This is a genomic window from Micromonospora sp. NPDC049230, from assembly GCF_040647875.1.
In the GTDB taxonomy this organism is placed as follows: domain Bacteria; phylum Actinomycetota; class Actinomycetes; order Mycobacteriales; family Micromonosporaceae; genus Micromonospora.
Genome location: NZ_JBEZCZ010000067.1, coordinates 1 through 26,264, shown reverse-complemented (window position 1 = coordinate 26,264; position 26,264 = coordinate 1). Strand labels below are relative to the sequence as shown.

23 protein-coding genes and 1 pseudogene are annotated in these 26,264 nt (G+C 71.5%); 7 read left to right on the top strand and 17 right to left on the bottom strand.

What is annotated here, in order from left to right; all coding sequences use genetic code 11:
* Nucleotides 1-215, bottom strand: a 215-nt coding sequence (locus AB0A95_RS33070) for an endo-1,4-beta-xylanase (protein ID WP_357559689.1), incomplete at its 3' end; no start/stop codon positions are given.
* A gap of 473 nt (nucleotides 216-688) precedes the next feature.
* Nucleotides 689-2,530: a family 43 glycosylhydrolase gene (locus AB0A95_RS33065; protein ID WP_357559688.1), complete on the bottom strand. Its 1,842-nt coding sequence runs from the start codon at nucleotides 2,528-2,530 to the stop codon at nucleotides 689-691.
* Nucleotides 2,531-3,232: 702 nt separating this feature from the next.
* Between AB0A95_RS33065 and AB0A95_RS33060 the strand changes: the two genes are divergently transcribed.
* The 3 genes from AB0A95_RS33060 (at nucleotide 3,233) to AB0A95_RS33050 (ending at nucleotide 7,642) form a co-directional block, all read left to right on the top strand.
* Nucleotides 3,233-5,569: a beta-L-arabinofuranosidase domain-containing protein gene (locus AB0A95_RS33060; protein ID WP_357559686.1), complete on the top strand. Its 2,337-nt coding sequence runs from the start codon at nucleotides 3,233-3,235 to the stop codon at nucleotides 5,567-5,569.
* 151 nt (nucleotides 5,570-5,720) lie between these two features.
* Nucleotides 5,721-6,659, top strand: a complete 939-nt coding sequence (locus tag AB0A95_RS33055; protein ID WP_357559685.1) for a superoxide dismutase — start codon at nucleotides 5,721-5,723, stop codon at nucleotides 6,657-6,659.
* A gap of 119 nt (nucleotides 6,660-6,778) precedes the next feature.
* A complete protein-coding gene (locus AB0A95_RS33050) occupies nucleotides 6,779-7,642 on the top strand; it encodes an endonuclease/exonuclease/phosphatase family protein (RefSeq protein WP_357559684.1) in 864 nt (287 codons plus the stop codon).
* 23 nt (nucleotides 7,643-7,665) lie between these two features.
* Here the strand turns inward: AB0A95_RS33050 and AB0A95_RS33045 are convergent, their stop codons facing one another.
* Nucleotides 7,666-8,550 carry an MHYT domain-containing protein gene (locus AB0A95_RS33045; RefSeq protein WP_357559683.1) on the bottom strand — a complete coding sequence of 295 codons (885 nt, stop codon included), beginning with the start codon at nucleotides 8,548-8,550 and terminating at the stop codon, nucleotides 7,666-7,668.
* 164 nt (nucleotides 8,551-8,714) lie between these two features.
* On the bottom strand, nucleotides 8,715-11,507 hold the full coding sequence (locus tag AB0A95_RS33040) for a DEAD/DEAH box helicase (protein WP_357559682.1): 2,793 nt from the start codon (nucleotides 11,505-11,507) through the stop codon (nucleotides 8,715-8,717).
* Nucleotides 11,508-11,593: 86 nt separating this feature from the next.
* On the opposite strand from AB0A95_RS33040, the gene AB0A95_RS33035 reads away from it, so the two are divergent.
* Nucleotides 11,594-12,361: an HAD-IA family hydrolase gene (locus tag AB0A95_RS33035; RefSeq protein ID WP_357559681.1), complete on the top strand. Its 768-nt coding sequence runs from the start codon at nucleotides 11,594-11,596 to the stop codon at nucleotides 12,359-12,361.
* 18 nt (nucleotides 12,362-12,379) lie between these two features.
* Here the strand turns inward: AB0A95_RS33035 and AB0A95_RS33030 are convergent, their stop codons facing one another.
* The 3 genes from AB0A95_RS33030 to AB0A95_RS33020 form a co-directional block, all read right to left on the bottom strand.
* Nucleotides 12,380-12,775, bottom strand: coding sequence for a PIN domain-containing protein (locus AB0A95_RS33030; protein WP_357559680.1), 396 nt, complete (start codon nucleotides 12,773-12,775; stop codon nucleotides 12,380-12,382).
* Complete coding sequence (locus AB0A95_RS33025; protein WP_357559679.1) at nucleotides 12,772-13,080, bottom strand: hypothetical protein; 309 nt, start codon at nucleotides 13,078-13,080, stop codon at nucleotides 12,772-12,774. Before AB0A95_RS33025 ends, AB0A95_RS33030 begins: the two co-directional genes overlap by 4 nt.
* A 168-nt stretch (nucleotides 13,081-13,248) precedes the next feature.
* On the bottom strand, nucleotides 13,249-14,457 hold the full coding sequence (locus AB0A95_RS33020) for an MFS transporter (RefSeq protein WP_357559678.1): 1,209 nt from the start codon (nucleotides 14,455-14,457) through the stop codon (nucleotides 13,249-13,251).
* Between the two features lie 468 nt (nucleotides 14,458-14,925).
* Between AB0A95_RS33020 and AB0A95_RS33015 the strand changes: the two are divergent.
* Nucleotides 14,926-15,654: pseudogene (locus tag AB0A95_RS33015) on the top strand (EamA family transporter); the annotation flags it as partial.
* 24 nt (nucleotides 15,655-15,678) lie between these two features.
* Here the strand turns inward: AB0A95_RS33015 and AB0A95_RS33010 are convergent.
* From AB0A95_RS33010 to AB0A95_RS32985, 6 genes are all read right to left on the bottom strand, one after another.
* Nucleotides 15,679-16,620 carry a diacylglycerol kinase family protein gene (locus AB0A95_RS33010; RefSeq protein WP_357559687.1) on the bottom strand — a complete coding sequence of 314 codons (942 nt, stop codon included), beginning with the start codon at nucleotides 16,618-16,620 and terminating at the stop codon, nucleotides 15,679-15,681.
* Between the two features lie 143 nt (nucleotides 16,621-16,763).
* A complete protein-coding gene (tatC, locus tag AB0A95_RS33005) occupies nucleotides 16,764-17,714 on the bottom strand; it encodes a twin-arginine translocase subunit TatC (RefSeq protein ID WP_357559677.1) in 951 nt (316 codons plus the stop codon).
* Between the two features lie 18 nt (nucleotides 17,715-17,732).
* Nucleotides 17,733-18,047 carry a Sec-independent protein translocase subunit TatA gene (gene tatA, locus AB0A95_RS33000; protein ID WP_357559676.1) on the bottom strand — a complete coding sequence of 105 codons (315 nt, stop codon included), beginning with the start codon at nucleotides 18,045-18,047 and terminating at the stop codon, nucleotides 17,733-17,735.
* Between the two features lie 168 nt (nucleotides 18,048-18,215).
* The gene (locus AB0A95_RS32995; protein WP_357559675.1) at nucleotides 18,216-18,461 is read right to left on the bottom strand and encodes a hypothetical protein; all 246 of its coding nucleotides are present in this window, start codon (nucleotides 18,459-18,461) and stop codon (nucleotides 18,216-18,218) included.
* Between the two features lie 10 nt (nucleotides 18,462-18,471).
* A complete protein-coding gene (locus tag AB0A95_RS32990; protein WP_357559674.1) occupies nucleotides 18,472-19,527 on the bottom strand; it encodes a YafY family protein in 1,056 nt (351 codons plus the stop codon).
* Nucleotides 19,524-20,522 (bottom strand): WYL domain-containing protein, encoded by a 999-nt coding sequence (locus tag AB0A95_RS32985; RefSeq protein ID WP_357559673.1) that lies wholly within the window; start codon nucleotides 20,520-20,522, stop codon nucleotides 19,524-19,526. The genes AB0A95_RS32990 and AB0A95_RS32985 overlap by 4 nt, the downstream gene beginning before the upstream one ends.
* A 118-nt stretch (nucleotides 20,523-20,640) precedes the next feature.
* Between AB0A95_RS32985 and AB0A95_RS32980 the strand changes: the two genes are divergently transcribed.
* Both AB0A95_RS32980 and AB0A95_RS32975 read left to right on the top strand, forming a co-directional pair.
* Nucleotides 20,641-21,645, top strand: a complete 1,005-nt coding sequence (locus tag AB0A95_RS32980) for a cation diffusion facilitator family transporter (RefSeq protein ID WP_357559671.1) — start codon at nucleotides 20,641-20,643, stop codon at nucleotides 21,643-21,645.
* Nucleotides 21,646-21,694: 49 nt separating this feature from the next.
* The gene (locus tag AB0A95_RS32975; RefSeq protein ID WP_357559669.1) at nucleotides 21,695-22,813 is read left to right on the top strand and encodes a DUF3866 family protein; all 1,119 of its coding nucleotides are present in this window, start codon (nucleotides 21,695-21,697) and stop codon (nucleotides 22,811-22,813) included.
* A gap of 61 nt (nucleotides 22,814-22,874) precedes the next feature.
* Here the strand turns inward: AB0A95_RS32975 and AB0A95_RS32970 are convergent, their stop codons facing one another.
* From AB0A95_RS32970 to rfbA, 4 genes are all read right to left on the bottom strand, one after another.
* Complete coding sequence (locus tag AB0A95_RS32970) at nucleotides 22,875-23,069, bottom strand: hypothetical protein (protein ID WP_357559667.1); 195 nt, start codon at nucleotides 23,067-23,069, stop codon at nucleotides 22,875-22,877.
* Between the two features lie 80 nt (nucleotides 23,070-23,149).
* Nucleotides 23,150-24,508, bottom strand: coding sequence for a Pup--protein ligase (gene pafA / locus AB0A95_RS32965; protein WP_234581936.1), 1,359 nt, complete (start codon nucleotides 24,506-24,508; stop codon nucleotides 23,150-23,152).
* A 68-nt stretch (nucleotides 24,509-24,576) separates the two neighbouring features.
* Nucleotides 24,577-25,200, bottom strand: a complete 624-nt coding sequence (rfbC, locus tag AB0A95_RS32960) for a dTDP-4-dehydrorhamnose 3,5-epimerase (RefSeq protein WP_357559665.1) — start codon at nucleotides 25,198-25,200, stop codon at nucleotides 24,577-24,579.
* A complete protein-coding gene (rfbA, locus tag AB0A95_RS32955) occupies nucleotides 25,197-26,087 on the bottom strand; it encodes a glucose-1-phosphate thymidylyltransferase RfbA (RefSeq protein WP_357559664.1) in 891 nt (296 codons plus the stop codon). Before rfbA ends, rfbC begins: the two co-directional genes overlap by 4 nt.
* Between the last annotated feature and the right edge of the window lie 177 nt (nucleotides 26,088-26,264).

Genomic DNA, 26,264 nt, shown 5'->3' with positions numbered 1-26,264 from the left:
GTGTAGTTGAACCGACCCTGCTGCGGCTCGGTCGCGTCCCACTTCATGTCGTTCTCGGCCACGACACTGTTGAACTCGCGGTTCAGGATCGTCACATACGTGTTGTCGGAGAGCTTCTGCCCCGCGACGGCCGCGCCGAAGTAGCGGCCCTTCTCGGCCGCCGACGCCTTCAGGGTCGTGCCGGCACTGGCCGTGGAGGTCAGCGTCATCGTCATTCCGGCGGCGAGTGCGCCGGTGGCAGCGACGGTCACCGCCAATCGCAGGACTCTCTTGTGATTCATGCGAATTCCTTGTCTGTGGTGGTTCGGTGATGGAGGTGCAGCGCCCGAATCTGCTCCTGCGAAGTCGGTGTCGTCGGCACCGGCGATGTCGACGCCGGCCCGCCGTGGGGTCGGCTCACGAGCGCGATTCCACGACCAACGAAAGCTCAGTCGCCAGCACGGCACCGGTGGTGGGAGACCCCGACACGACGTCCGGCATGCCCTGGGCGGACGTCGCGCTCCGAGGTGCGGCCAACAGGCTCGCCCGGTGAACCACAGGTGCGGCCGCCCTCAACCATCGACTGTGAGCGATAACATGCCGTTCGTCAAGTCGTAACGATCCGCCGCCGGAACGCGTGTCGCTCCGGGCGTCGCGCTCTCGACGCGGTGCTGCCGGAGCCGTCCGCGGACGGCTCCGGCAGCAGGCGTCACTGGAACGAGGCGTCGTCGACCAGGAGGCTGTCGGTGCCCGCCGCCGTCTCGACGTAGAAGGTCGCGTTGGACAGCGTGCCGCTCCACGACACGGTCGTCGTGCCGGTGAGCAGGGTCCAGCCGTTGACGTTCACCCCCACGGCCGGGGTGAGCTGGACGTAGTTCGTCGTGCCGTTCGCGGTCAGCGACAGTGTCGCCTTGGCCGACGGCGTGCCGCTCTGCGCCCGTACCCAGACGTTCGTGGTGTAGGTCTTGCCGTTGGTGAGCTTCGAGGTCACGTCCTGGCCGGGGCCGTTCCACGCCCCGGTCCGGCCGGTGATCGACAGCGACCCGCTTCCGCCGTGGGCGACTGACGTGTTCCGGGAGAGCGTCCCGCTGCCGTGCACACTCCAGCCCGTCGTGCCGTTCTCCACGTCACCGTTGGTGAGCACGGTGCCGCTGCCGCCGGTGCCGGCGAACTGCCACCAGTTGATGTTGAACAGGTTGCCGCCGCCGCCGGCGAAGCGCAGGTACAGGTCGTGGGTGCCGGTGGCGCCGTTGACCGCGCAGGTGGTGCTGGTCCAGGTCTGCCAGCCGCCGGTGCCGCCCACGGTGCAGGTGCCGACGACCGGACCGGTGGCGCTGTCGAGGCGGACCTCGACGCGCCCACCACTGGTGGCCGAGGCGACCCGGGCGGTGAACGACGTCGCGCCCGCGCCGAACGCGACGCCCTTGACCTTGACGTAGTCGCCGTTCTCGATCCACCCGACGTTCATGCCGCCCTCGCTGGCAGCCTCCGTCTCGATCCCGGAGCCCCACGCGATCGTCTCGGCCTCCTGGCGCACGTACGGGTTCAGGGTGCCCACCTGCGGCGCCCCGGTCGTGCTCATCGTGATCGTCGGGAACGTGCCGTTGGAGTTGTAGGAGAACTTCTCCACCGCCACCGACCTGGTGTAACCGCTACCGCCGGGCAACGCCCCGTTGTGGTAGAAGAAATACGATCCACCGTTGAAGTCGACGACCCCGGCGTGGTTGGTGAAACTCGCACCCTGCCGCGGCATGATCGTCCCCCGGTACGTCCACGGCCCGGTCGGACCGGGAGCCGTCGAGTACGCGATGAACTCCGAACAACACTCCGCCGCGAAGACGTTGTAGTACAACCCGTTGCGCTTGAACACCCACGGCCCCTCCTCGTACAGGGTCGGCCGGGAGGCATTCCCCGTCCGCGTGCCGAAACCGGCGGTCGTCAACGGAATCCGCGTCGCGCTGCCCGAGTAGGAGATCATGTCCGCGTTCAGCCGCACATACCACAGACCGGGATTGCCCCAGTACAGGTACGCCTGCCCGTCGTCGTCGATGAACACGTTCGGATCGATCTCGTTGTTGCCCACCAGGGGCCGGCCGAGCGCGTCACGGAACGGCCCGGTCGGGCTGTCCGCCACGCCGACGCCGATGACCATCTGCCCGTTCGACCGCTGCCGCACCGGCACGTACCAGTAGAACTTCCCGTTGCGGGCAACCACGTGACCGGCCCACGCGTTGGCATCCGCCCACGCGAACGTCGCCAGACTCATCGGCGACCCGTGATCGGTCCAGTTCACCATGTCCGCCGACGAGAACACCCGCCAGTCGCGCATGGTGAAGTACGTCGAACCGTCCTCGTCGTGGCCGGTGTACAGATACACCCGACCCTCGTGCACCAACGGCGCCGGATCAGCGGTGTAGACGTGCTGGACTATCGGATTGTCCGCCTTCGACGCGGTGGCGGGGGCAAGTGCGAGGACGCAGGCGAGGCTCGCCAGCCAGGCGATGGCACGCCTGGGTCGGCTGGTGGTCCGGATGGTGGTTCGGGTTCTCACCTTCACGATTACTCCCAGAGAGAGTGCGCTGTGCGCGAGGCCCGCGTCGAGCCGACGAATCACCGCTACCCGGGTTGCCGGTCGAACGGACCGCACCGTGCGCGTGCGAAGGAGCACTGGCGGCACCCGTGTTAGCGCTAACAGATCTTCGTCAATGCATTCCTCGGCGCTTGACCTGGACTTTTGAGCGGTGCGGAATGCCTGTCGTAACGACAACGCCGCAGGGATGTAGCGACTACGACATCCACGATTTACGATGCAACGTACTGAGCCGTGCCGCCGACGTCAACGGGACCCCCGCAGCTCGCCGGCAACGGCTGCCCGTTACGGGCTGTTATCTTCTGGTGGCCAGAAGCCCCATCGACGTCCATTCCGGACTACCGACCATCTCTCGATCGCCGCCGACCAGGGGCCACGGGCTGCCGCCACCCGACCGACGCGCCAAGGTGATCAGCGCGGCGCATCCGGGGGTTGCGGGCGTGTTAACGACCAACTATGTTAGCGATCACATCGATGTGCCGCGATAGGCCTCCGGGCAGCCCGTCGCGTCCACGGCGGCACGTGCTCCACCACGCCGCGCCGACGACCGCCAGCGCCGACGCGCACCGTGGCAGTTCGAGCACCGCCAACCGCCAGCACGCCACCGTGTCAGAACACCCCCATAGCGCACCCGTCCCCGTACCGAAGTTCCTGGAGGTTCCCATGTCATCCCTGCCCCTCAGCCGTCGCCACCTCCTTCAGGCCACCGGAGCCACCGCGGTGGTCGCCGCCACCGGCGCCACCCTCGGCTCCGGCAGCGCCTCGGCCGCCGTGGTTCCCCCGGCCCGGGCTGACATCGGCGTCTCGGCGTACGCGTTCGATCTCGGCCAGGTGCGGCTGACCTCCGGCCGCTGGATGGACAACCAGTCGCGGACGCTCAACTACCTGCGGTTCGTCGACGTCGACCGGATGCTCTACAACTTCCGCGCCAACCACCGGCTGTCCACCAACGGCGCCGCCACCAACGGGGGCTGGGACGCGCCGAGCTTCCCGTTCCGGACCCACATGCAGGGCCACTTCCTGAGCGCCTGGGCGTACGCGTACGCGGTGCTGGGCGACACCACCTGCCGGGACAAGGCGAACTACATGGTCGCCGAGCTGGCCAAGTGCCAGGCGAACAACGGTGCCGCCGGCTTCGGCGCGGGTTACCTCTCCGGCTTCCCGGAGTCCGACTTCACCGCGCTCGAGGCACGGACGCTGTCCAACGGCAACGTGCCCTACTACTGCATCCACAAGACCCTCGCCGGCCTGCTCGACGTCTGGCGCTACATCGGCAACACGCAGGCCCGCACCGTGCTGCTGTCCCTCGCCGGCTGGGTCGACAACCGGACGAGCCGACTGAGCTCCAGCCAGATGCAGTCGATGCTGGGCACCGAGTTCGGGGGCATGAACGACGTCCTCGCCGACATCTACCAGCAGACCGGCGACAGCCGGTGGCTCGCCACCGCGCAGCGGTTCGACCACGCCGGCATCTTCGACCCGCTGGCCAACAACCAGGACCAGCTCAACGGCAAGCACGCCAACACGCAGGTGCCCAAGTGGATCGGCGCGGCCCGGGAGTTCAAGGCCACCGGGAACACCCGTTACCGGACCATCGCCAGCAACGCGTGGAACATCACCGTCGGCGCGCACACCTACGTCATCGGCGGTAACAGCCAGGCGGAGCACTTCCGGCCGCCCAACGCGATCGCCGGCTACCTCACCAACGACACCTGCGAGCAGTGCAACACGTACAACATGCTCAAACTGACCCGGGAGCTGTGGCTGCTCGACCCGAACCGGGCGGACTACTTCGACTACTACGAGCGCGCGCTGATGAACCACCTGATCGGCGGACAGAACTCGGCCGACAGCCGCGGCCACATCACCTACTTCACCCCGCTGCGGCCGGGTGGCCGTCGGGGCGTGGGCCCGGCCTGGGGTGGCGGCACCTGGAGCACCGACTACAACTCGTTCTGGTGCTGCCAGGGCACCGGCCTGGAGATCAACACGAGGTTGATGGACTCCATCTACTTCTACAACGGCACCACGCTGAGCGTGAACCTGTTCACGCCGTCGGTGCTGGACTGGACGCAGCGCGGCATCACTGTCACCCAGACCACCAGCTTCCCGGTCAGTGACACCACCACGCTGACCCTGGGCGGCACGATGAGCGGCTCGTGGAGCATCCGGGTGCGGATCCCGTCCTGGACCAGCGGTGCGACGATCTCCGTCAACGGCACGATGGAGAACGTCACCACCACGCCGGGCAGCTACGCCACCGTCACGCGCACCTGGGCCGCCGGCGACACCATCACCGTGCGGCTGCCGATGCAGATCGCCGTCAAGGCCGCCAACGACAACGCCAACGTCGGCGCGGTCACCTACGGCCCCACGGTGCTGGCCGGCAACTACGGCAACACGGCGCTGAGCACCCTGCCCACCCTCACCGTCTCCTCGATCACCCGGACCAGCACCAGCTCGCTCGCGTTCACCGCCACCGCCAACGGGTCCACCGTCAACCTCGCCCCCTTCTACGACGCCCACGGCTACAACTACACGGTCTACTGGAACACCACCGGCAGCGGCGGCGGCCCCACCGGCAGCTACCGCCTGGTCAACGTCGGCACCGGCCTGGTCCTCGGCGTGCAGAACATGTCCACCGCCGACGGCGGTCTGGCCGTGCAGTGGAGCGACAGCGGCACCGCCGACCACAACTGGGTGGTCGTGACCGACGGCAACGCGGTCCGGTTCCGCAACGCCCACAGCAACAAGGTGCTCGGTGTGGAGAACATGTCCACCGCCGACAACGCCCGGGTCCTGCAGTGGGCGGACAACGGCACCGCCGACCACCGGTGGATCCTCGTCGACAACGGCGACGGCACCTACAAGATCCGCAACGTCAACAGCAACAAGCTGCTCGGCATCCTGAACGCCTCGACCGCCCTGGGCGCCCAGGCGGTGCAGGATTCCGACAACGGCAGCGCGGACAACCGCTGGCGGCTGGTCCGCAACGCCTGACGACACATGGCTCGCCGGCGCGGTCCCCCGAGGACCGCGCCGGCGACGCCGGGCGTGCGGTCGGCAGCGGTCGTACAGTGGGCAGGGTCCTGGCCCCAGTGATCGTGGCGGATCCGTCGGCTCGTGCCGCGGTCCGTCCGGAAGGAGCACAGTGAACCGACCCCTCCGGGCCGCGCTCGGCGGTGTCCTGACCGCCGCCCTGCTGACCTCCGTCGCCGTCGCGCCCGCCCAGGCGCACCCCGCCGGACGGCTGCCCACCGTCCTCGCCCTGCCCGACGGGTTCCCACCCGAGGGCATCGCCACCGCCGGCCGGTACGCCTACGTCGGCTCCCGCGCCACCGGCGAGATCCAGCGCCTCGACCTGGTCACCGGCCACGGTACGACGATCGGCGCGGCCACCGGCACCCCGTCGCTCGGCCTCAAGATCGACCCACGCGGCCGACTCTTCGTCGCCGGGGGCACCGCCGGCGACGCCCGCGTGCTCGACACCCGCACCGGCAGGGTGCTGGCGAGCTACCAGTTCGCCACCACCCCCACGTTCGTCAACGACGTCGTCCTGACCCACGACGCCGCGTACTTCACCGACTCGAACCGGCCGGTCCTCTACCGGTTGCCGCTCGGTCGCGGTGCGGCGTTGCCGCCCGCCGACGGGTTCGACACCATCGCGCTGACCGGGGCGTACGCGCAGGTCGGCACCGGCGTGAACCTCAACGGCATCACCACCACACCGGACGGCAGTGCGCTCGTCGTCGTGCAGTCCAACACCGGGACGCTGTACCGGGTCGAGCCGGCGACCGGCGCGACCACCGTCGTGGACGTGCCCGGCTACACCTTCACCAACGGCGACGGGCTGCTGCTGCGCGGTCGCACCCTCTACGTCGTACAGAACAGCCTCAACCAGATCGCGGTGGCCACGCTGAACCACGCCGGCACCAGGGGCACCGTCACCGGCACCATCACCGACCCGGGTTTCGACGTGCCCACCACCGTCGCCGAGGCGTTTGGCCGGCTCTACCTGCCCAACGGCCGCTTCACCACGCCCCCGACGCCGACCACGCCGTACACGGTCGTCGCGGTCCGCGCCCGCTGAGCGACCCGAGGGGGTACGCGCACCGCGGGTGCCCCCTCGGTGGCCCGCACACGGTCCCGCCGCCGGTACGATCACCGGCACCTCGGCGAAGACCGTCGCCGTCCGCACCGGGAGCCCGCGTGGCCGATTGCTCCTACCGCTTGCTGCGTCGAGCCGTGGCCGTCGGCTGCCTGCTCGCCGCCGCCGCCCTACCCGCCGGGCCGCCGGTGACCAACTCGACCGGCAGCAGCGGGCCCACCATCCTGCGGGTGTTGCAGATGAACCTCTGCAACAGCGGTCGCGCCGGCTGTTTCACCGGCCGAGCGGTGCACCGGGCCGCCGAGGTGATCGGCGCCGAGGCGCCCGACCTGGTCACCCTGAACGAGATCTGCCGGGACGACGTCGCCACCCTGGAGCGGGTGTTCGCCACTGTCCACACCGGCCGGCGGGTCGTGTCCGCGTTCCAGGCCGCCGGTGACCGCCCCAGCGGGGGCGACACCCGGTGCCGCAACGGCCAACCGTACGGGCTGGGACTGCTGACGCGGGTGCGGACAACCGGCACCCCGCCCGCCGTGTACCGCGGGATCCACCCGACGCAGGACCTCGCGGACCCCGAGGAACGCGCCTGGCTCTGCGTCGACGTCGACGGGGTCCTGCTCGCCTGCACCACGCACCTCGCGAACACCGGTGCCGGAGTCGCGCTCGCCCAGTGCCGCCACCTGCTCGACACGATCCTGCCGACCACCCGCCGGCGGACCGGGCACGCGCCGGTCCTGCTCGGCGGCGACCTCAACCTCCGCGACGGCGGCGACCCGGACGTGCGGTCCTGCACGCCGCCGGGACACCAGCGGATCGACGACGGCGCGCGGCAACACGTCGTGGCGACGACCGACATCTGGCTCTGTTGTCACAGGTCCGTGCCGATGCGTGGGGCGACCGACCATCCCGGGCTGCTGGCCACCCTCCGTATCGACCACAGTCGACCCGACCGCCCGCCGACCTGACCCCGCACCGGCCCGGTCGCCGCTCAGCGCGGCGGGGTGTCCCGACGGGACGGGAACGGGGTGCCCGGCTGACCGAGGGTGGAGCGGGCACGCAACCCGACCGGGTCCGGGGCGACGGCGGGCGTCGCGGACGCCGGCTCCGGGGCCCGTCGCCCGTCGAGGTACGCGGCGGCGGCCCGGTCGTCGTCGGTCGGGGCGGCGAGCAGGGCGTAGAGCAGACCGACCACGCCGAAGATCACCGCCACCATGATCGGCACCAGCAGTGTGCTCACCTGGGCGCCGGTCACCCCGCCCACGCGTTCGTGCCGGTGCACCGACAGCGCGCTCATGCCGGTGAAGTGCATCCCGTTCACGGCGACGCCCATGACCAGCGCGGAGGCGAAGATCGCCAACCCTCGGCGGACGGTCATCGCGAGCCACAGCGCGACGGTGGACGCCACGACAGCGATGACCACCGAGAGCACGACCCGGGTGGTGTCGTAGCCGAGGCTGCCGTTGAGGCGCATCGCCGCCATACCGGTGTAGTGCATGGAGGCCACGCCGGCACCGGTGAAGATGCCACCGGCGACGAGGCGTACCGGATTCAGCCGGCCGGTGCCCACGATGGCCAGGCCGATGCCGACCGCCACCACGGCGATGGCCGTGCTCGCCGCGGTCAGCGGCACGTCGTAGCGGATCCGGGTGCCCTGCACGGCGAAGCCCAGCATGGCCATGAAGTGCATCGCCCAGATGGCGGTGCCGCCCAGCGCCCAGGCCGCCAGCAGACCCCACCAGGCCCGCTGGCCGCCGGTGCGCGCGGTGCGGATACGCCCGGCGCACACCAGGCCGAGGACCGAGCCGAGCACGGACAACGCGTAACTCAACGCGGGCGTGATCCACCCGTACTCAAAGTGATTGATGTCCGACACAGCGGTCTTCTCCCCGATCGTTACCGGCGCGTCAACAACTGCGCTCGGCAATGATCAGGGGTGGCGTGATCAGGCGCAACAGTGCCCCCCAAGCTATTCGGGGGGTGCTGTCGCGGTGACTGTCCGAAGCGCGATTCCGCAACGATCGTGACTGAGCGTGATGATCAGGTGGAGGTGTGGTAGGCCAGCACGCCCCGGTTGACGGCCGCTATCGCCTGGCGGGCGGTGGACCGCAGCTCCGGCGAGGCACCACCGGAGTCGGCGAGCTGACCCAGCAGGTCGACCACCTGACGCGCCCACCGGACGAAGTCGCCGGCAGGCATCTCACCGTCGATCTCGTGACCGCTGCCGAGCACCTTGGCCAGCGCCTCGCCCCGCGCCCACCGGTAGACCGGCCAGGCGAAACCCAGATCCGGCTCCCGGGTCGCGGTCAGCCCTCGTGCCGCCTCGTCGGCCTCGATCTCCCCCCACAGCTTCAGCGTCTCCTCCACCGCGTCGGCCACCGGCCCACGCGGCAACGACGCCCGCTCGTCGACGTCGCGGCGTGCCTCGAAGACCACCACGGACACCGCGGCGGCCAACTCCGACGGCGACAGCCCGTTCCACACCCCCCGGCGCAGGCACTCGGCGACCAGCAGGTCCGCCTCGGTCCAGATCCGGCCGAGCATCCGGCCGGCGTCGGTGACCGCGCCGTCGCGGCCCAGGTAACCGCGGTCGGTCAACAACGCCACGATCCGGTCGAAGGTCCGCGCGAGCGACCCGGTACGCCCGGAGACCCGCTCGCGCAGCTCCTCGGTGTCGCGCTCCAGCCGTCGACGCCGCTCCGCCCAGCGGGCGTGGTCGTCCCGCTCCGGGCAGGCGTGGCAGGGGTGGTTACGCAGCTCCGTGCGGAGCTGGGTGAGCCGGTGGTCCTCGCCTGTCGCCTGCCGGGAACGGCCACCGCGTCGGCCACCGTGCCGGTCCAGGCCGGTGCCGCTGACCTCGGCGGCGAGATCCCGGCGGGCGGCCGGCGAACGGTGGTTGAAGTGCTTGGGCACCCGGATCCGGGCCAGCACCTCGGCGGGGGTGGTGAAGTCGCCGAGGCTGACCCGACCGGCCCAGCGGTCCTGGGTCAACACCATCGGCCGGGGCTCACCGAACCCGCCGGTCGCCGGGTCCAGCACGACGGCCAACCCGGCCCGCCGGCCCGACGGCACCCGGATCACGTCGCCGACCCGCAGCCGCTCCAGCGACGCCACAGCGGCGGCCCTGCGCTGGGTCTGCCCCTGCCGGGCGATCGCCTTCTCCCGGTCGGCGATCGCCACCCGCAGCGCGAAGTACTCGTCGAAGTCGCCGTGGTGGCAGGCGGCCTCCGCGCCGTACGCGTCGATGGTCTCGGTGTTGCGCTGCACCTGCCGGGCCAGGCCGACCACCGACCGGTCGGCCTGGAACTGGGCGAACGAGGACTCCAGCAGCGCCCGCGCCGGCTCCGCGCCGACAGTGCCGACCAGGTTGACGGCCATGTTGTACGACGGTCGGAAGCTGGAACGCAGCGGGTAGGTGCGGGTGGACGCGAGCCCGGCCACGTGCCGCGGGTCGGTCTCCGGGGACCACACCACGACGGCGTGCCCCTCCACGTCGATGCCCCGGCGGCCGGCCCGACCGGTGAGCTGGGTGTACTCCCCCGGGGTCAGGTCGACGTGCGCCTCACCGTTGTACTTCACAAGCCGTTCCAGGACCACGCACCGGGCCGGCATGTTGATGCCCAACGCCAGGGTCTCGGTGGCGAAGACCGCCTTGACCAGGCCCCGGACGAACAACTCCTCGACGACCTCCTTGAACACCGGCAGCATGCCGGCGTGGTGGGCGGCCAGGCCACGCTCCAGGCCGTCGAGCCACTCCCAGTAACCCAGCACCGACAGGTCCTCGCCGGGAATGGCGGTGACCCGCGACTCGACGACCCGGCGGATCTCGGCGCGCTCGTCGGCCGAGGTGAGCCGCAGCCCGGCGGCGAGACACTGCTGCACGGCGGCGGCGCACCCGGCGCGGCTGAAGATGAACAGGATCGCCGGGAGCAGGCCCTCGCGGTCGAGACGGTCGACGATGTCCGGGCGCGTCGGGCCCCGCCAGCGCGGGCCACGCCGGCCGGCACCGGGCCCCGCGCTGCGACCCTCACCCAACTCCAGTCGCCGCGCGGTCTCCCGGGTGTAGCGCAGCAACTCCGGGTGCACGTCGTGCTTGCGCGCCGCGTCGGCGTCGTGGAACAGGTCGAACATCCGCTTGCCGACGAGCATGTGCTGCCACAGCGGCACCGGCCGGTGCTCGCTGACCACCACCGCGGTCTCGCCGCGCACGGTGACCAACCAGTCGGCGAACTCCTCGGCGTTGGACACGGTCGCCGACAACGAGACCAGGGTGACCGAGGCGGGCAGGTGGATGATCACCTCTTCCCACACCCCGCCGCGGAACCGGTCGGCCAGGTAGTGCACCTCGTCCATCACCACGTACGCGAGGCCCGCAAGGGTGCTGGAGCCCGCGTAGAGCATGTTGCGCAGCACCTCGGTGGTCATCACGATCACCGGCGCGTCACCGTTTATCGCGTTGTCACCGGTCAGCAGGCCGACCTGGTCGACGCCGTACCGGGCGACCAGGTCGTGGTACTTCTGGTTGGACAACGCCTTGATCGGCGTGGTGTAGAAGCACTTGCGCCGGGCCGGCGGGTCGCCGGCCGCCGCCGGGTCGCCGGGCCGCCCCCGCAGAGCCAGGTGTACGGCGAACTCCCCCACCACCGTCTTGCCGGCGCCGGTGGGGGCGCAGACCAGCACACCGCTGCCCCGCTCCAACGACTGACACGCTTCCCGCTGGAAGTCGTCGAGGTCGAACCCCAGGTCAAGGGCGAACTCGTCCAGCGCCGGAAACTCTGCGGCCTGTGCGGCCCGGCGGCGCGCCGCTGCGTACCGCTCGGCGGGGCTCGACATGGCACCAAGATTAGTGCGTGCCGGCACGGGGCACCCCACAAGGCCGTCCGGTTGGGCCATCGGGGGCGATCGGTAGGGTGCACGGCGTGCCGGACCATGCCGAACCGCCCCAGACCCGTCCGCCGGTCAGCGCCGAGGCCGCCGCCCCCCGGGCGTCCCGACGGCCCGTCAAGGCGGTGCTCTTCGACTTCCACGGCACCCTGGCCCAGGTGGAGGAGCCCCGGCAGTGGGTGCTGGAGGCCGCCGCGGCGTGCGGGGTCACCCTGGACCGCGTCAAAGCCACCTCGCTGGCCGACCGGCTGCTGACCGCCGGACGCGCCGGCGGGCCACTGCCGGCACGGGTGCCGCCCCGGCTGGCCGAACTGTGGGCCGACCGGGATCTCTACCAACACGCCCACCGGGGCGCGTACGTCGGGCTGGCCGAGACCGTCGACGCTGGCATCGAGGGCTTCGCCGACGCGCTCTACGAGCGGCTGCTGACCGCCGAGGGCTGGCTGCCGTACGCGGACACCATGCCCACGCTGACCGCGCTGCGGAACGCCGGGGTGCCGGTGGCGGTGGTCAGCAACATCGGCTTCGACCTCCGACCGCACTTCGACACCTGGGGGCTGACCGACCTGGTCTCCGCGTTCGCCCTGTCGTACGAGGTGGGACGCTGCAAACCCGACCCGGCGATCTTCTGGCGGGCCTGCGGGATGCTCGGCGTCGACCCGGAGCAGACGCTGATGGTCGGTGACACCCCGGCCGACGCGGGCGCGGTGGCCGCCGGCTGCTCGGTGCTGGTGCTCCCGGCCGCCGAGCCGGGCCGGGAGAACGGGCTGGGCGCGGTGCTCGACCTCGCCCTGTCGGCCTGAACCCGCAGTGCTGTGCCGTCAGCCGGGAAGGTGAATCACCGGTAGCTCGTCGCCGTACCGGGACTCCCCGGTGAGGATCGAGGCGTCGTGTTCGAGGACGGCCAGTGCCGTGGTGGCCAGGTCGGCACGGCCCGTCACCGTGCGCCAGAAGCTGAGCTCGTGCCAGGAGTGCCCCTCGGTCGAGAGCACCTCGCAGGCGTCCAGGCTCAGCAGCCGATGCAGAGTCGCGCGTTCCTTCGGGTCGTCGACGATCGCCAGCGTCTCCGCCGCGGTCACGGCGGTGACGCCGAACCTGTTGCGCCCCTGGATGACCTCGTGCAGCGGCTCCCCGACATGCACCGACCCCGCCAGGTACGCCAGCAGTGCCGACCGGTCCAGCACGAGCCGGACCGGTCGGTCGTCCTCGGGCCTCACGCGGCCGGTTGTTCGGGCGTTCCGGCGGCGGCGTCCAGCGCGTGTTGGCGGACCCGCTCGCGAAGGGCGCTACGGCGTTCCGGCGACCAGTCGGCCTCCACGGCGGCCCGGCGGGCGCGCGCCTCGGCCACGCCCTGCTCGGTGATCGGGATGCCCTGGTGGGCCAGCTCCGCGTTCAGCGCGTCCAGCCGCATCCGGTCGCGGACGGCCTGGGTGATGTAGGCGCTTGCGTTTGCCTCGCGCTCCAGGCGCTCAGCCACGTCGGGTGGCACGGAGATCGATAGTTTCCGCATCGCGCTGGTCATACCAGGAACCGTACGCCGGTAGCACCGTGGGTGGCGAACATCTACGGGCCCTGTCGGCTTTGCGGTCTCGCGGCGCACGGTCAGAGCGGTCGGAACCTCGGAGCGCCACCCCGGACACCCCGGCCCCGAACGGCGAGAGACCGCCGCTCGGAACCGGGGCCAGAGTGGTCAGACGGTTCCCGCTTCGCGCAGGGGACGCCAGGCGAGGACGGTGATCGTCACCATCACGGCGGCGGCGATCCAGAACGGTGTGGTGATCTCCCAGACGCTGGCGAACAGGCCGCCCAGGAGCGACCCCAGCGCGGCTCCGCCGAGATCCAGCAACGCGTACACGCTGCCGACGCGGCCGCGTAGCGGTGGCGGCACGACCCGCTGCCGGGCCGAGGTGACGACGATGCCCCACACCATGGCATGGATGCTGAACACGACCAGGGCGATGGCGGCCAGCCAGGGGGTCGTCGTGATCGCAAGGGACACGTGTGTGACGATCTCGACGACGAGGCCGGCGCGCAACACTGTGGCGTTGCCGAGCGCTCGCGTGAGTCTCGCGGCGACGGTCGTGCCGACGAGGCCGCCGACCGCGAACGCGGTCAGCAGGAAGCCGTAGCCGACGCCAGACACACCCAGACGCTCCCGGCAGTAGAGCACGAACACGGCGAACGCGGCACCGAACGCGATGTTGCTCAGGCCCATGCTGACAGCGAGGAGCCGCAGCAGGCGGTGTCGCCACAACCACTTCAAACCTGCGGCGACCTCGGCACGCAGTGAGGTCTGCTGACGGGGTTTCGCGGAGACCGGCCCAGGTCGGATACCCGCTATCAGCGCCACGGAGATCGCGAAGGTGAGCGCGTCGACGCCGAAGGGTACGGCGGCGGAGATGACGAACAACCACGCGCCGAGCGGCTTGGCGACGAACTGGTTGCCGACGGTGAAACTCGCGTAGAGCCGGGCGTTGGCGCTCGCCAGTTCGTCGGGGGCGACCACCGCCGGGAGTAGGGCACCCATGGCGGTGTCCGCGAGGGTTTCTCCGACACCCAGGATGAAGAGCACCAGGTAGATGATGATCACGCTGACGGTCTCGGTCGCGATGGCAGCCGCCAACCCCGCCAGGGCTCCGGCGCGCGCCAGGTTGACAACCATGACCATGCGGCGCCGGTCGAGTCGGTCGACATAGGCGCCGCTGATCAGGGCGAACAGCAGCCAGGGCAGTTGCTGCGCGAAGACGGCGCCGGCGATGAGGGCCGGTTTGTCGGTGACGGAAGCGACCAACAAGGGGCCGGCAGCCATGGTCACGCCGTCGCCGACGTTGGACACCGCGGCGGCGGTCCACAGTCTGGTGAAGTCCGCGCCAAGACGCGCGGAGACAAGGGTACGCAAAAGAGCTCCTCGAGCCAGGGAAGGAAACGGTCGTCGTAAGACCGCTCCGCGGCGAGGAGCACCAGAGCACCGGCGGGAATCCCCGGTGCTGCCCGATCAGTACCGGGCGGGCTCTCGCGGCGAAGCGGAGACCGTGACCAGGTCGAGGCGCATCCCAGCTCCCAACTGTGGATCGATACCGTTCCGCACAGGGTAGCCGCCCATCGAGGCTCCTGTATCCCCGCAGACGCTCGCCAGACGGACGAGCAGCAGACGCGGGCTTCGCCACGAACCGACTGGGAGGGCACGCATTTCGGCAGGTGGACACCGCCGCACGACGGCCGGAGCCGAGCGCCTACCGTCGTGCCCGTGACCGAGACCCTGCTGCCCACGCCATCGCCGGCCGAGACGTCACCGGCCCGGCGGGGTGGCGTCGTCGCCGTGGGGCTGGTGCTCGGCGGGGCGCTGTCGGTGCAGTTCGGCTCCGCCATGGCCGCGCTGCTGTTCCCGCGTACCGGGGTGGCCGGCGCGGTGACGCTGCGGCTGACCATCGCGGCGGTGCTGCTGCTCATCGTGTGCCGGCCCCGACTGCGCGGCCACGACCGGTCGGCCTGGCTCGCGGCGGGCGCGTTCGGGCTGGCGCTGGCCGGCATGAACTCGCTGTTCTACCAGGCCATCGAACGCATCCCGCTCGGCCCCACTGTGACGCTGGAGGTGCTCGGGCCGTTGGCGCTGTCGGTGGTCAGCGCCCGACGACTGGCCAGCTGGGGCTGGGCCGGACTGGCGTTGGCCGGGGTGGCTCTGCTCGGGCAGGGCGGCTTCGACCGGCTGAACCCGGCCGGGGTGGCGTTCGCGTTCGGCGCGGGCGCCATGTGGGCCGCGTACATCGTGCTGAGCGCCCGGGTCGGCGGCCGGTTCCCGGGCGCGGACGGGCTGGCCCTGGCACTGACCGTCGCCGCGCTCGTCACCCTGCCGCTGGGCATCGTCGACGGCGGGGCGGTGCTGTTCGACCCGCAGGTGCTGGCGCTCGGCACCGGCCTTGCGGTGCTCGCCTCCGGGCTGCCCTACACCCTGGAGTTGCTCGCGCTGCGACGGATGCCGACCGCCACGTTCGCGGTGCTGATGAGCCTCGGCCCGGCCATCGCCACACTCGCCGGGTGGCTGGTGCTGCGGCAGGCCCTGACCCTGCTGGAGTGCGCCGCCGTCGCGCTGGTCATCACGGCCAGCATCGGGGCGGTGCGGTCATCGCAGCAGCCGCAACGCGCCCGGGACGGCACTGATCGTCACGGGCAGCTCCAGGGAGCGTTCCCCGTCGGCGTAGGTGACGATGCCGTCGGCGGCCAACTCGACGGTGCGGGCCCGATAGCTGGTCACCAGGGGGTGGCCGACGTGGGTGCCCCGGTAGATGCGCGGCTTCACCCGGATCAGGGTCCGGCGGTTGACACGACCCGCGACCACCACGTCGAGCAGCCCGTCGGTCGGGTCGGCGGCGGGGCAGATCCGCATCCCCCCGCCGTACGTCGGGCAGTTGCCCACCGCCACCAACACCGCGTCGAGGTCGTGCGGAACCCCGTCGAGGCGCAGCGTGTAGCGGCGGGGCCGCAGCCGGGCCAGCTCGACCAGGATCGCCAGGTCGTACCGCCGGGGGCCACGCGGCCAGCGCATCCGGTTGGCCCGCTCGTTGACGATCGCGTCGAACCCCGCCGCGAGGACCGCCCCGAACCAGCGCTCGACACCGTCGACCCCGGTCATCCGGGCCAGATCGACGACGTGGGTCCGGTCGGCCCGCAGCGCTGACGCGATCACGTCCACCGCCGCCACCGGGTCGGCGGGGAAGCCGGTGTCCAGGGCGAAGTCGTTGCCGGTCCCCGCCGGCACCGGACCGAACGGCACGGCGGTGCCGGCGACCGCCTGCATCGCCCGGTGCACGGTGCCGTCCCCGCCGATCGCGACCAGCGCGCCGGCGCCCTCGGCGACCGCGGCCCGGCAGGCCGCCTCCGCCTCACCCGGACTGGACGCCGCCAGCAGCCGGACCGGTCGGCCGGCGCCGGCCAGCCCCTCCAGCAGCCGGGGCAGCAGGGCGCGGTGGCGTCCCCGACCGGCGGTCGGGTTGGCGAGCACGGCCACCGGGCCACCAGCGACCGGCAGGCGGTCGGCAGGGTCACCGGCGGGCGGGCCGGGCAGGTGATCGTCTGCGGTCACGGGCAGCACCGTACCGGTCGGGCGCCCGACGTTCACCGGGGGCAGGTGCCCCCACCGCCGTGACGCGACGACGCCGCCCCCGGGGAAACGGGGACGGCGTCGGTTGACCGGGTGGCGCGGGGCCGTCAGGTCATGTCGTCGTAGCGGCGCTCGATCGGCGCCGGTGGGGCGACCGGCTCGGGTACGCCGATCGGCGCGGCCGAGTCGACCCGCTGCCCGGCCACGACCGGGTCCGCGTCGAACTCCAACGGCGACACCTCGTCGTCGTCGATGCCGGCGTAGATCTCCTTGCCCCGCCCCCGCCGCTTGTCGTTGAGGAAGGCGATGCCCACCGCTCCGAAGTAGAGCGCGGAGAGGCAGATCGCCAGGGCCGTCATGCCGAACGGATCCGGCGTGGGGGTGACGACTGCGGAGAACGCGAAGAACACGAAGATCGCCACGCGCCACCAGCTGAGCAACCGCTTCGCGCTCGTGATGCCCACGAAGTTGAGCATCAGCACGACAAGCGGGAACTCGAAGGCCACACCGAACAGCAGGATCAGGTTGGTGACGAAGGAGATGTACTTGGTGATCTCCAGGGTCGTACTGATCTCGCTGTCGGAGATGCTGAGCAGGAACTCCAGGCCCTTGGCCGTGACGAAGTACGCCAGCACCGCGCCGGCCGCGAACAGCGGCGCCGCCAGAGCGGTGAAGAAGTACGCGTAGCGCCGCTCGTGCCGGTGCAGGCCGGGCGCGATGAACGCCCAGAGCTGGTATAGCCAGATCGGCGCGGCCACGATCAACCCGACCCAGAGCGCGACCTTCAGGTTGAGCAGGAACAGGTCGGCCGGGCCGAGCTGCACGAACTCGCACTTGCCGTCGACATATCGGGCCTGCGGCAGGTCACAGTAGGGCTGTTGGAGCAGGTGCAGCACCGGCTTGGCCAACCAGAAACCGAAGCCGAAGCCGATCAGGATCGCCACGGACGCGCGGAACAGCCGGTTGCGCAACTCGCGGACATGCTCGATGAGCGTCATCGACCCGTCGGCGGCCCGCTCGAACGCCTTGGGGCCGCGTTTACGCAGTGCGAAGGCCACTGTGGTGGGGCCCTTCGGTCAGTTGTCGCGGACGCGGTGCACCGGGTCGACGACCGGCTGCTGCTGCGGCGCCTGCTGGTACGGCGCCTGCTGCGGCTGCCCGGCGTACGGCGTCTGCTGGCCGGCCTGCGGGGGCAGCGGCTGGTAGCCGGCCTGCGCGTCGGCCTTCTCGGCGAGGTCGCGGTCGTCTTCCTGCAGGCTCTTGGTCTCGGCCTTGATGATCCGCAGCGACCGACCCAGCGAACGGGCCGCGTCGGGAAGCCGCTTCGCACCGAACAGCAGGATCAGCACAACCACGAGAACAGCGATGTGCCACGGCTTGAGGGCACCCATGAGAAGCTCCAGTCGCTCTGTGTCCGAGGGGTGGTACGCAGCCCATCGTACGTGCGGATCGGCTGCCCGCCACCCGCCGGGTGGGGGTGGTTCGACCCGAAGGGTGAAGTCTTGACCAACGCGCGATGATCGTCAACTGTCGCCGGGATCCGGCTCGGTCGGGCCGGATCAGCCGCGCTTGGCCTTGATCACCGCGAGCCGCTGGGACGTGGTGTCGAGCTGACGCTGGACATCCTCGGCACGTCGCTGCAACACCTCGGCGGTCTCCCGCAGCGCCTCGGCCTCGGCGGCCCGCCGCTGCAACGCCACCGCGGCGCGGCGCAGCCGAGGCAGCCGGGTCAGCACCGGGCGCACTGCCAACGCGAGCGCCACGAGCGGGAGCAGCACCACCGCGAGCACGATCCAGATCAGCACGGCGGTCAGCCTACTGGGTGCGGCCGGCCACCGCCGGGTCACCCGACGGCGTGCTCGTCGCGTCGAGGGCGGGCAGCCGGGGCGCGGCCGTGGGGGCGGGCACGGCGTACGCGTCGAGTGCGCTGGCCGCCGCCGCCCGCACCTGCTCGGCCAGCTCGACAGGGGCGACCACCACCGCGTCCGGGCCGAGGCCCAGCACGAACCGGCGGGCCCACCCCAGGTCGGTCACGCGCAGGGAGACGAGCCACTGGTCGCCGTCGCCGGCCTCCACCCGCTCGCACGGATAATATTCGGTGATCCACCGCTCGCCCCGACCGATGCGCAGCGTGATCAGCGGCAGGTCGGCCGAGGGGCGGAACACGCCCTCGGTGAGGTCGTGCGGGACGGCCTGCGGCGGCACCGTGGCCGGCTCGGCCAGCTCGGTGAACGCGTCGATCCGGTCGGCCCGGAACAGGCGGACGGCCTCCGCGCGCCGACACCACGCCTCCACGTACGCCCGACCGCCGACCATCAGCATCCGCAGCGGGTCGATGACGCGCTCGGTGGTCTCGTCCCGGGCGGCCGTGTAGTAGGTGATCCGCAGCGCCCGGCCGCGCTCCACGGCGGCACGCAGCGCCTCGACCCGCGGGGTGTCCCCGGGCAACCGCACCGCCACCGGGGCGCCCACCAGGTCGCCCGCGGCCTCGATCTTGGCCAGGGCCCGTTCGACGGCCTCGCGGTTGGCCACCCCGGGCGTCTCGGCGAGCATCCGCAGTGCCACCACCAGCGCGAGGGCCTCGTCCGGGGTGAGCCGCAGGGGCCGGTCGATGCCGGCGTCGTAGGTGATGGTCACCCGATCACCGTCGAACGCCATGTCGATCAGGTCGCCGGGGCCGTAGCCGGGCAGCCCGCAGACCCACAGCAACTCCAGGTCCTCCCGGAGTTGGCGGTCGGTGACACCCAGGTCACCAGCCGCCTCGGCGATCTCGATGCCGGGTCGGGCCAGCAGGTAGGGCACCAGGTTGAGCAGTCGGGCCAGCCGGTCGGCGGACGTGCGGGAGCCGCCCCGCGCGGCCGGGCGGGTCACCGGGCACCCCCGGCGACGGCCAGCTCGTCGTGGCGGACGGCGATCTCCTTGAGTCGTTGGATGACCGCCTCGCGGACCTCCGGTGGGTCGAGCACCCGCACGTCCGGTCCGTAGCCGACGAGGTGACCGGCCAACCCGTCCGGGTCCGCGTACGGCAGGACCAGGCGGTCGCCGTCCGGACCGGTGGTCACCTCCACGGCCCAGCGGCGCAGCCCGGCGGCCCGGCCCGGTGCGGCAAGCACTGTGGCCCGGCCGGTGCGCTCCACCGGACCCGACCAGCGGGCGACGTGGCTGATCAGGTCGACGTTGGCCGGCGGCTCGTACGCGCCCGCCGCACCGGCCACCCGGACCGCGCCGACCACCCGGGACAGCCGGAAGCAGCGGGTCGCCGCCCGGTCCAGGTCGTGGCCGACCACATACCACCGGCCGCGCCAACAGACCACGCCCCACGGTTGCAGCCGCCGACGGCTCGGCGCGTCACGGTCGGGCACCCGGTAGTCGAAGCCGACCTCGCGGCGGTCCCGGGCCGCGGCCGTCAGCGGCGCGAACGCCGGATCGACGGTGACCATCGGCTCCAGGCCCAGGGTGGCCTGCGGGTCCACGTCGACCCCGGCGGCGCGCAGCTTGGCCAGCCCGGACGACGCGGCGGCGGCCAGCCCGGCGTGCTGCCACAGCCGGGCCGCGATGCCCACGGCGGCGGCCTCGTCCGGCTCGAGCAGGATGTCGGGCAGCGCGTACTCACGGTGGGCGATCCGGTAGCCGGGCTCGGCGTCGAAGGCGCTCGCCGTGCCCGTCTCCAGTGGCACACCCAACTCGCGCAGCTCGGCCTTGTCCCGCTCGAACTTGCGTTGGAACGCCTCGTGGTCGCGCGCGTCGTCAGGGTCGTGCTCATAACCGGGCACGGTCGCGGCGATCTGCGCGGCGGTCAGGAACCGTCGCGTGGAGAGCAGGCAGATCACCAGGTTGACCAGGCGTTCGGTGCGGGTCCGCGACACCCGGTAGACGCTAGCAGCCGACGCGCCCACACCGTGCACCCACGCGGGCGTGCCGCACACTTGTTCGGATCGGGCCTCCCCCGGCGCGTCGCCGTCCGGCGGTCATAGGGTGATCCTCATGTCGCAGACGGAGGCCAGGCAGGAGAGCGAGAGCGTCGGCACCGTCGTCGTGGCCGGCGCCGCGAACCTCGCCATCGCGATCGCCAAGCTGGTCGCCGGGCTGATCTCCGGCTCCGCCGCGATGCTCTCCGAGGCGGCGCACTCGGTCGCCGACACCACCACCGAGGTGCTGCTCTTCCAGGCGCTGCGCCGGGGCGCCCGGCCCGCCGACCAGCGGCACCCCTTCGGGTACGGCAAGGAGAGCTACGTCTGGGCGTTCTTCGCGGCGATGTTCACCTTCGTCGCCGGTGCCGGTTTCGCCGTCACCCACGGCGTCACCACGATCCTGGTGCACGAGCACAGCGGCGACTACCTGGTCTCGTACATCGTGCTCGGGGTGTCGTTCGTCATCGAGTCGATCTCGCTGGCCCGGGCCGTGCGCCAGGTGCGCCGCGAGTCGCGACGCTGGCGGACCACACCCCGGCGCTTCCTGCGGCTGACCGCCGACACCACGATCAAGGCGGTCTTCCTGGAGGACAGCGCGGCCCTGGTCGGTCTGCTGCTGGCCGGGGCCGGCGTCGGCCTGTCACACGCCACCGGCGACGAGGTGTGGGACGGCGTCGCGTCGATCCTGATCGGGCTGCTGCTGCTCACTGTCGCCGGGATCCTCGCCGGCAACAACCTGTCGCTGCTTGTCGGCCGGGCCGTCCCGGAGCGGCTGCGCCACGAGATCGAGCAGGAGTTGGCCGGGCTGCCCGAGGTGGAACGCATCGACACCCTGTTGACCATGCAGCTCGGCCCGCAGGACATCCTGGTCGCCGCGAAGGTCGACTTCCGCGACGAGGCCACCGGCGCGCAGATCGAGGCCACCGCCGACGAGGCCGAGCTGCGGCTCACCGACAGGTACCCGGAGATCCGGTTCGTCTTCCTCGACCCGACCCGTTCGATGCCGGGCGCCACCGGCACCGCCCGGCACACCCAGGCCGGGCCGAGCCCCGACGCCGGCGGCCCCGAACAGACCTGACCCTCACCCGGGCGCGGGCCGTCCGGGCCGCGCGGCTAGCGTGCCCGTCATGGTGCGATGGCGTACGGGAACGGTGGCGACGCTGCGACGGCAGTGGACCGGGGCGGTGGAGCTCGACGTCGACCTGCCCGACGGCACACGCATGCGGGCGCTGGCCTACCCGGAGCTGGTCGGCACGCCCGAGCCCGGCGACCGGGTGCTGCTCAACGCCGGTGCGCTGCTGATGGGGTTGGGCACCGGCGGGTACGCCCTCGTGGTGGCCCTGCCGGACCGACTCCCACCGGACCCGCCGGACGTCGGCGACACCCGCGACGCCGGGCACCTGGTCAAGGCCCGCTACACCCCCTTGCAGCCGATCCTGCTCGGCGTCGACGAGGAGGCGTCCCCGTACCGCGCGGTGCTGGCCGACGCGGACGACCTGGGCGGCCTGCCGGTGGTCACCGCCGACCTGCACTCGGCGCTGCCGGCGATCCTGGCCGGCATCCGGGCCGACGCCCCGCAGGCGCGGGTGGCGTACCTGCTCACCGACGGCGGGGCCCTGCCCGCCTGGTTCTCCCGCACCCTCGCGGGCCTGCGCGCCGACCTGGCCGGCACCATCACCGTCGGGCAGGCCTTCGGCGGCGACCTGGAGGCCACCACCGTGCACGGCGGTCTGCTCGCCGCCCGGCACGTGCTCGGCGCCGACATCGCGATCGTGGCCCAGGGGCCCGGCAACCTGGGCACCGGCACCCGGTGGGGGTTCTCCGGCGTCGCCGTCGGTGAGGCGGTCAACGCGATCGCCACGCTGGGCGGACGGCCGGTCGGCTCGCTGCGCATCTCCGCCGCCGACCCCCGCCCCCGGCACCGGGGCGTGTCGCACCACAGCCTCACCGCGTACGGCCGGGTGGCGCTCGCACCGGCGGAGCTGGTGGTGCCCGACGACCTGGACCCGGCCCTCGCGACCGAGGTGGACGCGTCGCTGGCTCCCCTCGCCGCCCGGCACCGGATCGTCCGGGTGCCCACCGCCGGTCTCGACGCCGCGCTGCGCACCAGCTCCGTGCCGCTGTCCACGATGGGCCGTGGTCTCGACGCCGACCACGCGTACTTCCTGGCCGCCGCCGCAGCAGGCCGCCACGCCACAACCCTCCTCCCCCGGCCCCCGGTTGATCATGACGTTATTGCCCGCTGACCCGGCGTGTCATGGCAATAACCTCATGATCAACGCGCGATGGGAGGGGTGGGGGTGGGGGTTAGGCCAGGAAGATCAGGGCTAGCCAGCCGCCGACGATGAGCACCAGCGCCAGGGCCAGCACCCACGTCGGCACTGTGTAGTCACCGCGGCGGTTCCGGTCGATCTCGGCGCGGATCTTCTCCCGCCGCCGTTCGACCCAGTTCTGCCGCTCGGTGCCGCCCTCAGGGCGGTCGGAAGGTCCAGAAGTCGTCATGGCGCGCCCAGCTTAACCGCACGGTGCACCGGGCTGACCGGCCCCGTCGGCGCAGCGCACCGCCGGGGCCAGCCGACCCGTCACATGCTGGCGATCAGCCGTTCCACCCGCTCGTCGTACGCCCGGAACGGGTCCTTGCAGAGCACCGTGCGCTGCGCCTGGTCGTTGAGCTTCAGGTGCACCCAGTCGACGGTGAAGTCGCGCCGCTTCTCCTGGGCATGCCGGATGAACTCGCCGCGCAGCCGGGCCCGGGTGGTCTGCGGTGGGGTCTCCTTGGCCTCGAAGATCTCCGGGTCGGTGGCCACCCGGTCGACCTCCCCGCGCCGCTCCAGCAGACCGTAGAGGCCGCGACCGCGACGCACGTCGTGGTAGGCCAGATCCATCTGCGCGACCCGGGGGTGCGACAGCGGCAGGTCGTGCTTGCGCTGGTAGCGCTCGATCAGCCGCAGCTTGCTGACCCAGTCGATCTCCCGGGAGACCGGCTCCAGGTCACCGCTCTCCACCGCGTTCAACACCCGCCCCCACAGCTCGACGACCCGCTTGGCGGCCTGGTCGCCGCCGCGCCGCTCGACGAACTCGGTGGCCTTGGCCAGGTATTCCTGCTGGATGTCCAGGGCGCTGACCTCCTTGCCGGAGGCCAACCGCACCTTGCGCCGACCGGTGATGTCGTGCGACACCTCCCGGATCGCCCGGATGGGGTTTTCCAGGGACAGGTCCCGCATCACCACCCCGGCCTCGATCATCCGCAGCACGATGTCGGCGGTGCCGACCTTGAGCAGCGTGGTGACCTCGTTCATGTTGGAGTCACCGACGATGACGTGCAGCCGCCGATAGCGTTCGGCGTCGGCGTGCGGCTCGTCGCGGGTGTTGATGATCGGGCGGCTGCGGGTGGTCGCCGAGGAGACGCCCTCCCAGATGTGCTCGGCCCGCTGCGACAGGCAGTAGACCGCGCCGCGCGGGGTTTGCAGGACCTTGCCGGCCCCGCAGATCAACTGCCGGGTGACCAGGAACGGAATGAGGACGTCGGCGAGCCGGCCGAACTCACCGTGCCGGGAGACCAGGTAGTTCTCGTGGCAGCCGTACGAGTTGCCGGCCGAGTCGGTGTTGTTCTTGAACAGATAGATCTCACCCGCGATGCCCTCGTCGTGCAGCCGCTTCTCCGCGTCGACGAGCAGACCCTCCAGGATCCGCTCGCCGGCCCGGTCGTGGGCGACAAGATCGGTCACCGAGTCGCACTCCGGTGTCGCGTACTCCGGATGCGACCCGACGTCCAGGTAGAGCCGGGCTCCATTACGCAGGAAGACGTTGCTCGACCGACCCCAGGACACCACGCGCCGGAACAGATACCGCGCGACCTCGTCCGGGGACAGCCTCCGCTGCCCGCGATAGGTGCAGGTGACGCCGTACTCGGTCTCGAGGCCGAAGATTCGCCGCTCCATGGTGAGACATTAGCCGCCCGGAGGCCCCGTTCGTCACTGTCACACCACAGGTAGTGCCCCGGGGGCGGTCACATACCGGTTGAGTGCGACATTCCGTCCGGCCCGATGCTCGCCACGAACCGTTGGCAGTTGTCGTACTCCGGCAGCAGGCCGGTCTCGCGGGCCTGGGCGAGCGTCGGCGCCGCGTCGTCGCGCGCGGACAGCAGCGGGACGTCGGCGGGCCACTCGATGCCCAACTCCTCGTCCAGTGGGTGCACCGCGTGCTCACCTGTCGGGTTGTAACTGGCCGAGCAGAGATAGCTCAACGTCGCGTCGTCGGTCAGCGCGCAGAAACCGTGCCCCAGCCCCTCGCTGAGGTACACCGCCCGACGGTCGGTGTCGTCCAGCCGGACGCCCTCCCAACGACCGAAGGTCGGCGAGCCCACCCGCAGGTCCACGATCACGTCCAGGACCGCGCCGCGCACACAGGTGACGTACTTGGCCTGCCCCGGCGGGACGTCGGCGAAGTGGATGCCGCGCACCACGCCGCGGGCGGAGACCGACAGGTTGGCCTGGGCCAACCGCAGCGGGTGCCCCACCACGTCGGCGAGTTTGTCGAAGCGGTACCACTCCATGAACATGCCGCGTGGGTCGCCGTGCTGCTGGGGAGTGATCTCCCAGGCGCCCTCGATGCTCAACTCCCGGATCTTCACCAGGTCACCCCGTTGCTGCCGTTCGGCTCGGCGAGCAGACCGAGCAGGTAGTCGCCGTAACCGCTCTTGGTCAACGGCGTGGCCAGCGCGCGCAGCTGGTCGTCGTCGATGAGGCCGGCCCGCCAGGCCACCTCCTCGACACAGCCGATCTTCAGGCCCTGCCGCTCCTCGACCACCCGGACGAACTCGGCCGCCTGCATCATCGAGGTGAACGTGCCGGTGTCCAGCCAGGCGGTGCCCCGGTCCAGCACCGTCACCGACAGCTCGCCGGTCTCCCGGTACACCTCGTTGACCGCCGTGATCTCCAGCTCGCCACGGGCGCTCGGGGTGAGCTTGCGGGCGATGTCCACCACCCGGTTGTCGTAGAAGTACAGGCCCGGCACCGCGTAGCGGGACTTCGGCCGGGCCGGCTTCTCCTCGATCGAGAGCACCCGACCGGCGTCGTCGAAGTCGACCACACCGTATTCCTGCGGGTTGGCCACCTGGTAGGCGAAGACCCGCCCACCGACCGGGTCACCGTGGGCGGCGAGCTGCCGCCCCAGGCCGCCACCGTGGAAGATGTTGTCACCCAGGATCAGCGCCACCGACTCGGCGCCGATGAAGTCCGCACCGAGGATGAAGGCCTGCGCGATGCCCTCGGGCCGCTCCTGGCTGACGTACTCCAGCCGCAACCCGAACTGGCTGCCGTCGCCGAGCAGCCGACGGAACTGGTCCTGGTCGTCCGGAGTCGTGATCACCAGGATCTCCCGCACCCCGGACATCACCAGGGTGGAGAGCGGGTAGTAGACCATCGGCTTGTCGAAGACCGGCATCAGCTGCTTCGAGACCGCACGGGTGATCGGCCAGAGCCGCGAACCGGTGCCGCCGGCAAGTAGGATTCCACGCACCGGGGCAGCCTAGCGGCACAAAAGCCGGATCTGCCGGGGGGTCGCGCCCCGCGCACCGCACCCAACTTCGCGTACACTTCCCGACCCGTGAGGATCCTCGTCACCGGCGGAGCCGGATTCATCGGGTCGGAGTACGTTCGCCTGCTGCTGGGCAAGCCCCTCGGCAGCGCCGAGGGC